The following is an 11,925-nucleotide window of genomic DNA, read 5'->3' on the forward strand; positions in this document are numbered from 1 at the left end:
CTTGCGTAATTTGTCTGACGGGGATTTATGGTCTTCTCCGACATAGAACTGTTCCCGTCACACGTCGTGACTGTCACCACTACCGATACCCATGACCGCACCATCATCACCACAAGTCAACGCAGCCGATTCGGGCGTTCCAAATACCACGTACTTCACCCACGATTGGACGGACGCTGACGACCTCACGACCGACGTCGTCATGGCCGTCGCTGAAATGACCGGCAAGGACGAGACCGAAATCGAGTGCGTGCACGACCGTCTCAATCCCGAATCCCTCAATACGCTCTTTTCCCAGACCGAGACCGAACGGTACACGCCGGATAGTCTGATAATGTTCTCACTCGAGGGGTGTTCTATCACCGTGTACAGTTCCGGGTTAGTCGTGGTGCAAGGCGAGTAAGCTACGGAGCGGAACTCGTGATTGCATCGTACCCACCGACGAGATATTCGCGTCCGCAATCTGAAATCTGCTAGCGCATTGCATCGGGGACGACCATTCCGGCAGCGTCGAGCTTCTCGAGGCGCGTATCGACGTCTCCACTCTGAGAGATACCGATCAGTTCGAGTCCCTCACGGATCGCTCGCGGTCGACAGCGATTCGCGGCGTACAGAAACTCGAGAACGCGTCCTCGTTATTTCGCCATCCAGTCGCCCGGTTTTCGGACGACGACGGTCATGGCCGTAGTACGGGCTCCACGTCGGCCCCCTCCACGATCATGTGGAAGTGTTCGTCACAGAGACGCGGCGCGTTCCCCTCCTCGAGCACGGTGGTACTTGTGACGACGTTGTTCTCGATGATCGTCTTTGGGACGTACCGAGGGAGGGCGATCTGTCCGTCACGATCGCACAGTTGACAGTCGTCACCATCGGTGTGGAAGCCGTGCTGTAACGTTCGTCCGAACTCGTCCTTTTCGCAATTCATACAGAGCCTCCCGATCTCGACGCCACTGTACAGATCAACGACCGCTCGATTATATCCAGATCTATGTCCACATGTTATACAGTTCATACGAGTTCCCTATCCTTGTAGTGGAACTCAGGGTAAGAACCAATTACACATAAAGGGGCGCAGCGAGGTGGAATTGATCATAATAACCAACTAATTGATGTATGTTTGGAAATGTATCACCTTCTTCACTGCTGTCGATATGAAGGTAGGTTTCGAGTGGATCACGTCCAATAAAGCACAGAAATATTATATATACTCAACTGAGTTTCACGGACGTTGCTTATTCTACCCCCGCTACGTCTGGTGATTTTGGATCGTGTTCCAATCGAAATTACACGTCGGGTGGATGCCGTCTTGCATTCGGACACTGTACTCGACCCCTTTATTTCGGGTATTGTCTGACGCTTTATTCTGTTCTATACTCGCGGAACTAGGGTCGCCCGGCAATGGAACGATAACTGTATTAATTGTTCATTACTGTCTTTCGGGTGTCTCACAGACACGGTCTCCCGACCGATTTACGGCTGGGACAGCACAGGGGAGCCGTTCGTACCTGAGATGCCGTCCAGCAGTCCGTATGCCTCTCGAGATCACGGACTACGAACGCTGGATCACGAGCCCTGTGCACCACTCGGTTGCCGTCTTAGAGCGAGTGGAACTGCGGTCAGTTGGCCGGACGCGCCTCGCCCGCACCGCTCACGGCGCCACTCTCGCGAATAATGTTCATCGCGGTCATCAGATCAGTTCGCGTGATCAGTCCCACCAGGTCGCCGTGGCCGTCGATGACCAGCAGTCGACCGATATTGTCCTGTTGCATGCGCTCGAGTGCCGTCATCGCGTCGGCGTGGGGCTCGATCGTCTTTAACTCGGTACTCATCACGTCGGAGACGGTAAACGCATCGCGCTCGACGGGTTTCACGTCACGGGCGTCCGAGAGGGTAACGAGGCCGACGAGATAGCCGTCGTCGAGAACGGGGTAGCCGGTGTGGCGCTCGCTGAACATCCGCTGGATGAGCGTCGCGATGGACGTCTCGGGGGCGACCGTGTGGAGGCTCCGAGCGGGGGTCATGATGTCGGAGACGGCGACTCCCTCGAAGGCGGCTTTCATCGTTACCTGCCGCGATTCGGTGGAGGCGGCGATGTAGACGAATAAGGCGACGAAGATGAGGAAGAAGTTGCTGAAGAGCCCGAAGATGGCCATGACGACGGCGAACAGTTTGCCGACGCTGGCTGCCTGCTGGGTGGCTTTCGCGTAGGGGCGGTTTCGCGCCAGCAAGGCGCGAAGGACACGCCCACCGTCCATCGGGAACGCGGGAACCATGTTGAAAATCGCCAGGCCGACGTTCAGGATGGCCAGATAGCCGAGGACGAACAACGTTCCATCGATGACTGCCTGGGAGGCGATCCCCTCGAGGGCGGTCGGCGTCACGAGAAACAGGCCGTAGGCGGCGACGCCGACGAGAATCGAGACGATCGGGCCGGCGATGGCGATGTTGAGTTCCTGTTTCCAGTCTTCGGGCATCTCCGAGAGGGCGGCGAGCCCACCCAGGAGCCAGAGGGTGATCGACTCGATGGGGAAGCCGTATCGCTGGGCGGTCAGCGAGTGGCCGAGTTCGTGGAAGACGACGCCCACGAACAGTCCGACCGCCGCTACCGTCCCGAGGATCCAGGGGGTGGATCCGCTGGCGATGGCGTCACTCGAGATGCCCGCGTCCATGAACTCGTTCAGGACGCCGACGACGGGGACGATCTGGACGCCGATGAGGTAGGCGAAAAACGGGAGGACGAGCAGAAAGGTCAAATCGAGTTTGATTGGAATGCCGAACAGCGACCCGATCCGGAAACTCTTCATGTCGGTGCATAGCGGGGGAATCCTCTTAAACGCGATGTCGTCTCACCGCTCGTGAACGGCTGGCGAACTACCAGTCCAGCGCGCTATAGTAGCCACTGCAAGTCAATGCACACCTGATCGCCAGATGCATCGGCGATCAGTGTGTAAATCGTTGCAGTTGTTACTATATGTTCCTCGAGTCGCCCACACCGACGGTTCGAAGCCTTTATTCCCGCGGTGGGCTTCGTTCCCAACAAGTAACCATGTCCGACAAACCCGCCTCAATGTATCGGAAGATCGACAAGCCGGCCTACACGCGCCGTGAATACATCACCGGGATTCCGGGCTCGAAGATCGCCCAGCACAAGATGGGCGACACCAGCGCGGAACCCGAGGACTACCCCGTCCAGATCAGCCTTGTCGCCGACGAGGAGTGCCAGATCCGTCACGGCAGCCTCGAGGCATCGCGCCTGTCGGCCAACCGCCACATGATCAAAAACGCCGGGGAGTTCCAGTACAAGATGATTCTCCGGAAGTTCCCCCACCAGGTGCTGCGCGAGAACAAGCAGGCGACCGGTGCGGGTGCAGACCGTGTTTCCGACGGGATGCGCCAGTCGTTCGGGAAGATCGTCGGCACCGCCGCCCGCGTCCAGAAGGGCGACCGCATCTTCACCGTCTGGTGTGACGTCGACGACGCCGCCTTCGCGAAGGATGCGTTCCGCCGTGCGTACAACAAGATTACGCCACCGTGTCGGATCGTCGTCGAGCGCGGCGAAGAACAGCTCATTTCCTGAGTTCTGTACACGGTTCATGCCCGTTTCGACGTTTCTTCTCCCGTAGCAACTGGTTTCGCTTGCCGTCACCCTCGAGTTCGAGATGGCGGACGCCTCGAGATTTCGATCGCCAGACGAATCCGAATCCCAATTTGCTCGACCCACCTCATAGGGGATCGTTGTCGTCACGTACCGACGTTTCCCGACTCGGGATTGGGCAAACGGTAATACATTGGTACAACGATCCCTATCAGACGCTGGCTCTTTTACCCTGACCCACCCAGTGGTCGGTATGATCGACCTCGCCGTCGCCAACCGCAAGGCGACATTCGAGCGCATGCGCGAGCCACTCGCAGAGCGCGGGATCACCTGTCATCACGTGCCGGTACGCGAGCGAACGGTCTCACTCGAGAACCCGCCCTGGAACCCGGACGACTACGACGTCGGGTTCGTCTATCCCGGTCGACTGATGGAAGGCGGCGTCGCCGACGCATTACTCGAGCTATCGTGGCTCAACGGGCTCGAGGCCGTCGTCACCTCCCGAAACAAGGCGGGCGTCCTCGCGCGCCTCGGGAGGTCGGGGGTGCCGACGCCCGAATCGGTGTACGTCTCCAATCCAGTCGACGACGCGGAACTGATGCGGGCGTTCGACCGATTCGAGCCGCCGGTCGTCGTCAAGCCGAACTCGACGACTCGCGGCGTCGGCGTCGCGAAAGCCCACGACCTCGACTCGTTCCTCGGAATCTGTGAGTACCTCTCGCTGGTACACGATTACCGGGCGACCGGCGACAAGTCCTTCCTCGTTCAGGCGTACGTCCCCGGGGCGACAGACTATCGCGTGATGGTACTCGAGGGCGAGTACGTCGGCGCAGTCGAACGGCGACTGCCCGCCGACGCCCGGGCCGACGGGCGGTGGAAACACAACGTCCATCGGGGTGCGGAGGCGACCGGCGTCGGCCTCCCCGACCGTATTCGCGAGGTCGCCCTCGAGGCAGCCGACGCGCTCGATATTCCGTTCGTCGGCGTCGACCTCCTCGTCTCGCAATCGGGCGAGGTGGTCGTCAACGAGACCAACGCCCGGCCGACCATCGACGCCGCCACGAAGTACGAACCCGGATTCTACGATCGGCTGGCAGCGGCGCTCGAGTCCCGGGTGTAGTGCCGATCCGCTGGCGGCGCTCGTGTCTCGCATGCAGCGAGGGTGTCGGACTCGAAACGGATCGTTGAAAATAGCCTTGCGAGGATGGGGTGAGCGTTTATCGGACTGGTTATGGGCTAGCGAATGTGCTGCCCGTGCTGTTCGCGTCGGGGGCTGTCGGTCTGCACCGACGGATTCCGAACAGCAGCTGCTCTCAACACCATGTCTGACGACGATCCACCCTTCGAACCCGAACCCGACGAATCGAACGACGAAACACACGCGACCGACGGCGGCTCGGATTCCGGATCCGGAACCAGCGGCGACGACGCCGGCGAGGATCGAAAACAGGAACAACTCGATTCGGCACGCGAAAATCCCGAGGGCGAACAGCTGACGTCCGACCACGGGGTCAAGATTAGCGACACCGACAACTCCCTGAAGGCGGGCGAGCGCGGCCCGACCATCATGGAGGACTTCCACTTCCGGGAGAAGATGACCCAGTTCGACCACGAGTCGATCCCCGAACGGGTCGTCCACGCCCGCGGGACGGGCGCCCACGGCTACTTCCAGCCCTACGAGGATCCCGACCTCGGCGACGAATACGACGATCTCGAGGAGGTGACGAAGGCGACGGTGCTGACCAATTCCGACCAGAAGACACCCGTCTTCGTTCGCTTTTCGACGGTCGTCGGCTCCCGGGGCTCGTCCGACACCGTCCGGGACGTTCGGGGCTTCGCGACGAAGTTCTATACCGAGGAGGGCAACTGGGATCTCGTCGGGAACAACATGCCACCCTTCTTTATCCAGGACGCGATGGAGTTCCCCGACCTGGTTCACGCGATCAAGCCCGAACCCGACGACGGGATACCCCAGGCATCAGCCGCCCACGACACCTTCTGGGACTTCGCCTCGCTCAAACCGGAAATCACGCACATGATCATGTGGGTGCTCTCCGGGCGTGCGCTCCCTCGAGCGTACCGCATGATGCAGGGCTTCGGCGTTCACACGTTCCGGCTGGTCAACGACGACGGCGAGTCGGTGTTCGTCAAGTTCCACTGGACGCCCAAGCTCGGCACCCACCAGCTGGTCTGGGACGAGACCACGAAGCTCTGGGGGAAGAGTTCGGACTTCAACCGGAAGGGTCTCTACGACGTGATCGAGGAGGGATACGAACCCGAGTGGGAACTGGGCGTCCAGCTCTTCGACGAAGAGCGGGCCGAGGCGTTCGACTTCGACGTCCTCGACCCGACGAAGCTCGTTCCCGAGACCGAAGTTCCGGTACGGCCAATCGGGAGGATGGTACTCAACGAGACGCCCGACAACTTCTTCGCGGAGGTCGAGCAGGTCGCGTTCCACCCGGGCAACGTCGTCCCCGGCATCGACTTCTCGAACGACCCCCTGCTCCAGGGGCGGCTGTTCTCCTACCAGGACACCCAGCTCAACCGATTCAACAGCGCCAACTGGGACGAGATCCCGATCAACCGGCCGATCACCGAGCGACACAACAACCAGCGCGCCGGCTTCATGCGCCAGGAGATCAACGAGGGGAAGGTATCCTACAAGCCGAATTCGATCGGCGACGACGACCCACAGGAGGTTCCCGAGGAGGAAGGCGGCTACGAGCACTACGCCGAGAAGGTAGACGGGAAGAAGATCCGCAACCGCAGCGAGAGCTTCGAGGATCACTTCACGCAGGCGCGGCTGTTCTGGAATTCGATGAGCGAACCCGAAAAGCAGAACATCGTCGACGCCGCCCACTTCGAACTCGGCAAGGTCGACCGGACGGAGATTCGCGAGCGGATGGTGTACGATCTCTTCAACAACGTCGACCACGAGTTCGCCAAACGGGTCGCCGAGGGGATCGGCGTCGACCCACCTTCGGAACCCGGCGACGAGATGCCGACCCACGACCGAGAGGATCCGTCGCTCAGCATGGAGAACCGCACGCCAGACACGATCGAAACCCGCAAGATCGCCGTGCTACTCGACGACGGGTTCGACGACGAGCACGTCTCGACGCTCCGGTCGGCGCTCGAGGAGGAGGGCGCTCGAGTCAAGATCATTTCGAGGATCCTCGGCGAGAAGTCGGGAGCCGACGGCGAGACGGTCGATCCCGACCAGCACCACGTCGCGGCGGCTTCGGTCGCCTTCGACGCGGTCGTCGTCCCCGGCGGGAGCGAGAGCGTCGACGCCCTGCTCGAGCAGGGCCACGCCAGGCAGTTCGTCGCCGAGGCGTTCAAACACAAGAAGCCGATCGCGGCCCTCGGCGAGGGGATCGATCTCCTCGAGGCGGTCGAACTGCCCGAGGTGGCGCTCGCTGGCGATGGCGACGCCGACGCCGTAGCCGTCGACCAGGGCGTCGTAACGAGTCGATCCGCTGACGACCTGGAGGCGTTCACCGAGGCATTCGTCGAGGCGATCGCCGCTCACCGCCACTGGGAACGCAGCGTGAAGGGAGTGTCCGCGTAGGGATTCCACTCCGAGTGAGCAGGATCCACAATTTTCGAATTCGACTCACTCTCGAGCGGCCGCGACGATCCGGTCGGTGTCCGCGACCGTCGCGAACTCGCGGTGGAGGTGTGCGAGGGCGAGTCGGTGGCTCGTCTCGGCGTCGTAGGTCGTGCCGTCGTAGCCCGTCCGATCGAACGCCGCGGTCGCGTCGGCGGCGACGATCGGGTCGAACCCGTGATTCTCCGCCATCCGGGTCGTCGTCGAGACGCAGTGGTCGGTCGTCAGGCCGCAGACGACGAGCGTCCGCACGTCCCGCTCGCGCAGCCAGGCCTCGAGGTCGGTGCCGACGAACGCCCCGTTGACCTGCTTTTCGATAACGTGTTCGCCCGCCACCGGTTCCCCGACGGGTTTGAACGCGAAACCGGGTTGATCCGGTCGTAACGGCGACTCGGGCTCAGTCGAAGCGTGTCGAACGTGAACGATCGGGCGTTCCGTCTCCCGCCAGGCGGTGAGCAGGTCACTGATCCGCGACTCGGCGTCGGGGTTGTTTCGCTCGCCCCAGGTCGGGTCGTCGAACCCACACTGTACGTCGACGAGGAGCAGGGCCGCCGTCGGTGGCAGTCGCGACTCGAGGCCGCGCTTGTTCCCGTCTCTCGGTTCGTGGCCTTCCGCTGGACGCTGGCTTTCCATCCTCGAGCGTGGCTCCCGACTCGCGTCGTCCATGCGAGTCGATTGGTCTCGAGCGCGTTGAACGCTTCGGCGTGGCGACTCGGCCGAACAGGTCGTCGTCCTCGCTTCGAAATGTGAACGCATCGACCCCCGCCTCGAGCGATGACGTGTCGACCCGCTTCGAGACGTGAGCGTGACCGCCTCGTCTCGAGACGTGAGCGTGTCAATCCACCTCGAGACGCGCGTGCCACAGGGTAGCAATCCCAGAAGACGGAAATACCGAGCGGTGTAACAGTGAGACGATGCTGTTGGTCTTGTGTGTCGACCTCGACGACGACCTGGGTCGGAAGACCGGTTTCTCGACGCCCGTCATCGGTCGCGAGCCGGTCAGAGAGGCAGCCGTCGCGCTCGCCACTGCCGACCCCGAGGACTCCGACGTGAACGTCCTCTTTCAGGGGCTGCACATCTACGACGACCTCGATAGCCGCGACGAGAGCGTCGAGGTCGCCGTCGTGACCGGCCTCGAGGGCTCGGACGTCAAGGCCAACCGGAAGGTCGGCGAGGAGGTCGACACGGTGCTCGCGAGTCTGACGACCGGCGAGGACGTTACCGCGTTGGTCGTCACCGACGGCGCACAGGACGAATCCGTGGTGCCGATCATCCGCTCGCGCGTGCCGATCGACGGCGTTCGCCGCGTCGTCGTCCGCCAGGCACAGAACCTCGAGTCGATGTACTACACGATCAAGCAGGTGCTCGCCGACCCAGAGACGCGGGGAACCATCCTGATTCCGATCGGAATTCTGTTGCTCGTCTACCCGCTCGCGTTACTCGGTAGCCTGTTCGACCTGCCGGGTCTGATGCTCGGAATGACGTCTGCACTGCTCGGCCTCTATCTCATCTCGCGCGGCCTCGGCCTGGGCGAACACCTCGACGACTCCGTCGAGCGCCTTCGACTCTCGCTGTACGCCGGTCGGATGACCCTCATCGCCTACGTCGTTGCCGCGACGCTGATCGTTCTCGGCACCGTCAGCGGACTCAACACGCTCGAGACCTATCAGGAGGGATCCGGCGACCTCGGCCCGCCGCTCATGTTGGCGGCGTTCGTCGTCGGCTCCATTCAGTGGTTTGCGGCCGCCGGAATCACGACCAGTCTCGGTCAGATCACCGACGAGTACATCTCCGGCGGCCTCGAGTGGCGCTACCTCAATGCCCCCTTCTACGTCGTCGCGATGGCAGTCGTCCTCCACGCCGTTAGCGCCTTCTTCCTCGACGAGGTGGCACTCGCGTACCTCGCGACGGCGCTGACGGGCGGCACGCTGCTCGGGATCGTGAGTACGCTCACGTTCGCGGTCGCGGAGTCCCGGCTCTCGGACGGTGCGCACCGTGCTGATAGCGCCTGAGACGTGTCTCGGTGCTGGTTTTCCGACGACATTTGAGGTACCGCCTGTTCAGCGCTCGCGCTCGACCACGAACTCCGCGAGCTCGAGGAGGTAGGCTTTCGCTTCGGTGTCGGTGACGTCGACGGTCTCGAGGGCGTCGATGGCCCGGTCGGCCTCCATGCGGGCGCGTTCGTTCGCTTCGGCCGGCGTGAGGTCGGTCACCTGGACGAGCGAGGGGCGATCCATCTCGGCGTCGTGACCGGTCGGTTTTCCGAGCGATTCCGGATCGGCGACGGCGTCGAGGACGTCGTCCCGGATCTGGAAGGCGACACCGACCCGTTCGGCGTACTCGCCGAGGGACTCTACGGTGAAGGTGTCCGCGCCGGCGGCGATCGCGCCGAGTTCGGCGGCCGCCCGGAACAGCGCGCCGGTCTTTCGGCGGGCTAGGGTCATGTACTCCGCCTCGGTTTCGGGTTTCGCCTCGAGTTCGGTTGCCTCGCCGACGCCGAGTTCGACCATCGCCTCGGCGACGACCTGCATCGCGGCGGGATCGGTCGAGAAGAGGGCGAACGCCTCCCCGAGAAGACCGTCGCTGGCGACGATGGCCGGCCCGTAGCCGAACTCGGCCCAGGCGCTCGTCGTGCCCCGGCGGAGCGCGGATCGGTCGATGATGTCGTCGATGACGAGCGAGGCCGTGTGGACGAGTTCGATGCCGACGCCGAAGTCGACGGCGTCCTCGGCGTCGCCGCCGACCGTCTCACAGGCCAGCAGGGTCACCGTCGGGCGGACGCGCTTGCCTCCCGAGAGCGCGACGTGTCGGACGTCGTCGCTGAGGGCATCGGGTTCGATCCCGTCGACGACCTCGACGAGTCGCGCCTCGATGAGCGCCCGACGGTGCTCCAGCAGTTCCATTGCCAGCGCTTAGAACGGGGTTCAAAAGTAGGTGACGGTTGCCGATCCATCGGTGCGCCTACAGCGAGCGAGCGTAGCCACAACTCGGGCAGTGAATCGCGTTGGCGGTCACCAGGAGATGGCTCCGGTCACACCGGTTGCACGGACTGCCAACGGAGACGCCGCTTGCCCGAGCCAGCCCGGTGACCGTGTTCAGCAGCCGTTTCTGGCGGCGTTCGGCCGCCTCGAGGCGGCCACGGAGGGTCTCGAGTTCGCGCTGGGTCGCCCGTGCGTGTGTCCAGTCTGCAGTTGCCTGCCGTGAGTGGGACTGCGGTCGTGGCTCCGTCTGTGCCCGCGATTGGCTCGTCTGGCGCTGTCGCTCCCACTGTCGAGCCCAGTCTCGCTCGGATTGGTGGTGTGTTCGCGGTTGCATACGGAACCTAGGCGTCCCACGGAGAAAACCTGCGTGACGGCTTTAATGACATGACACCGGCGGTGTATCCGGATTCGGAACGATCATTCACCTGGGGTCGAAAGCGACCCCATGGTCGGGCTCCTCCGTCGGCTGCTGGCTGCGTTCAGCGTCGACCGGCGCGTCCTCGCGCTCGCGTTCGCGCGGATGGCCGACGGCGTCGGCAACTCCTTTCTGATCATCGTGATCCCGCTCTACGTCGGCAGCGAGGTCGTCGGTGGCCGCACGTTCGGCCTCGAGGAGGCGGTCATCATCGGTACCATCCTCTCGCTATACGGATTTCTCAACAGCAGCGCCCAACCGTTCACGGGCCGGTTCTCGGATCGAACGGGAAAACGACGAGCGTTCATCCTGGTCGGCCTCGTCGGCCTGACGATTACGAACCTGGCGTACGTGCTCGCGGACACCTACGCGGAACTGCTGGTGATCCGCGGCCTCCAGGGCGTCAGCGTGGCCTTCATCGTCCCCACGTCGATCGCACTCGTCAACGAACTCGCGACGACACGCGACCGGGGCGGGAACATGGGTGTCTACAATACCTTCAGGCTGATCGGCTTCGGGGCCGGCCCGGTCGCCGCTGGTGCCGTCGTCAGCCTCGGTCCGTACACGCTCTCGCTAACGACGCTCGAGGTCACGCTCAGTGGGTTCGACGCGGCGTTCTACGTGGCGGCGATCACGGCGGCGATCAGCGCGCTGATGGTCACCCTCCTGGTGTCGGATCCGGAGGCGACGAAAGCAAACGCGGGCGACGACCTCTCGATCGCGATCCGTGATCCAACCGGACGCCACCTTCTCGACCCGGTGTTCACCCTCGGAATCGCGACGCTCTTTCTGGCGGCCTCCATCGCCCTGTTCGCCACGATTCAGCCACAGATCAACGCCCGCCTCGAGCAGGGGGCGACCTGGTTCGGCCTCCAGTTCGCCGGGTTCGTGATCGCCCAGGTACTGCTCCAGACGCCGATCGGACGGGCCTGCGACCGTTACGGTCGACGCCCGTTCATCGTCGCTGGCATGATCTTTCTGGTGCCGACGACGCTCGTCCAGGGGTACGTCCTCACCTCCGAGGCGATGTTTCTCGCCCGCCTGTTACAGGGAGTCGCCGGGGCGATGGTGTTCGCCCCGTCGCTCGCGCTCGCTGGCGACCTCGCCGGTGAGGGTGAGTCCGGCACGAAACTCTCGATCCTGACGATGGCGTTCGGATTCGGGATCGCCCTCGGCCCGTTCGCCTCCGGTGCCCTGGTCGCCTACGGCTTTCGCGTCCCATTCATCTTCGGTGCCGTGATCTCGGCCGTCGGGGCCGTGCTCGTGATCACGCAGGTTGAAGAGACGCTCGAGTTGTAGGTGCCGCCCGTTCCATCGACGCGGA

11 protein-coding genes are annotated in these 11,925 nt (G+C 63.1%); 6 read left to right on the forward strand and 5 right to left on the reverse strand.

Annotation, left to right across the window (positions count from 1 at the left end; translation table 11 throughout):
* Nucleotides 1–91: 91 nt before the first annotated feature.
* Nucleotides 92–403, forward strand: coding sequence for a HalOD1 output domain-containing protein (locus tag NGM68_RS10890; protein ID WP_252698154.1), 312 nt, complete (start codon nt 92–94; stop codon nt 401–403).
* 273 nt (nt 404–676) lie between these two features.
* Here NGM68_RS10890 and NGM68_RS10895 read toward each other — a convergent pair whose 3' ends face one another.
* Together NGM68_RS10895 and NGM68_RS10900 are read right to left on the reverse strand one after the other, a co-directional pair.
* Entirely contained in the window at nt 677–925 is a 249-nt protein-coding gene (locus NGM68_RS10895; protein WP_252698155.1) for a hypothetical protein, read from the reverse strand.
* A 691-nt stretch (nt 926–1,616) separates the two neighbouring features.
* A complete protein-coding gene (locus NGM68_RS10900) occupies nt 1,617–2,804 on the reverse strand; it encodes a CBS domain-containing protein (protein ID WP_252698156.1) in 1,188 nt (395 codons plus the stop codon).
* A gap of 242 nt (nt 2,805–3,046) precedes the next feature.
* On the opposite strand from NGM68_RS10900, the gene NGM68_RS10905 reads away from it, so the two are divergent.
* The 3 genes from NGM68_RS10905 (at nt 3,047) to NGM68_RS10915 (ending at nt 7,166) form a co-directional block, all read left to right on the forward strand.
* On the forward strand, nt 3,047–3,577 hold the full coding sequence (locus tag NGM68_RS10905; protein ID WP_252698157.1) for a 50S ribosomal protein L16: 531 nt from the start codon (nt 3,047–3,049) through the stop codon (nt 3,575–3,577).
* A gap of 271 nt (nt 3,578–3,848) precedes the next feature.
* Nucleotides 3,849–4,715: an ATP-grasp domain-containing protein gene (locus NGM68_RS10910; RefSeq protein ID WP_252698158.1), complete on the forward strand. Its 867-nt coding sequence runs from the start codon at nt 3,849–3,851 to the stop codon at nt 4,713–4,715.
* A gap of 201 nt (nt 4,716–4,916) precedes the next feature.
* Nucleotides 4,917–7,166: a catalase gene (locus tag NGM68_RS10915; protein ID WP_252698159.1), complete on the forward strand. Its 2,250-nt coding sequence runs from the start codon at nt 4,917–4,919 to the stop codon at nt 7,164–7,166.
* Nucleotides 7,167–7,211: 45 nt separating this feature from the next.
* On the opposite strand, the gene NGM68_RS10920 is transcribed toward NGM68_RS10915, so the two are convergent.
* Nucleotides 7,212–7,871 carry a cysteine hydrolase family protein gene (locus NGM68_RS10920; RefSeq protein ID WP_252698160.1) on the reverse strand — a complete coding sequence of 220 codons (660 nt, stop codon included), beginning with the start codon at nt 7,869–7,871 and terminating at the stop codon, nt 7,212–7,214.
* 248 nt (nt 7,872–8,119) lie between these two features.
* Here NGM68_RS10920 and NGM68_RS10925 point away from each other — a divergent pair, with 248 nt between their 5' ends.
* On the forward strand, nt 8,120–9,217 hold the full coding sequence (locus NGM68_RS10925; RefSeq protein WP_252698161.1) for a DUF373 family protein: 1,098 nt from the start codon (nt 8,120–8,122) through the stop codon (nt 9,215–9,217).
* A 48-nt stretch (nt 9,218–9,265) separates the two neighbouring features.
* Here NGM68_RS10925 and NGM68_RS10930 read toward each other — a convergent pair whose 3' ends face one another.
* Both NGM68_RS10930 and NGM68_RS10935 read right to left on the reverse strand, forming a co-directional pair.
* Nucleotides 9,266–10,108 carry a polyprenyl synthetase family protein gene (locus tag NGM68_RS10930; RefSeq protein ID WP_252698162.1) on the reverse strand — a complete coding sequence of 281 codons (843 nt, stop codon included), beginning with the start codon at nt 10,106–10,108 and terminating at the stop codon, nt 9,266–9,268.
* Nucleotides 10,109–10,166: 58 nt separating this feature from the next.
* Entirely contained in the window at nt 10,167–10,520 is a 354-nt protein-coding gene (locus tag NGM68_RS10935) for a hypothetical protein (RefSeq protein ID WP_252698163.1), read from the reverse strand.
* Nucleotides 10,521–10,631: 111 nt separating this feature from the next.
* On the opposite strand from NGM68_RS10935, the gene NGM68_RS10940 reads away from it, so the two are divergent.
* Nucleotides 10,632–11,900: an MFS transporter gene (locus tag NGM68_RS10940; protein WP_252698164.1), complete on the forward strand. Its 1,269-nt coding sequence runs from the start codon at nt 10,632–10,634 to the stop codon at nt 11,898–11,900.
* Nucleotides 11,901–11,925: the final 25 nt, after the last annotated feature.

The sequence above is a fragment of the Natronosalvus vescus genome (genome assembly GCF_023973145.1).
GTDB classification, from domain to species: domain Archaea; phylum Halobacteriota; class Halobacteria; order Halobacteriales; family Natrialbaceae; genus Natronosalvus; species Natronosalvus vescus.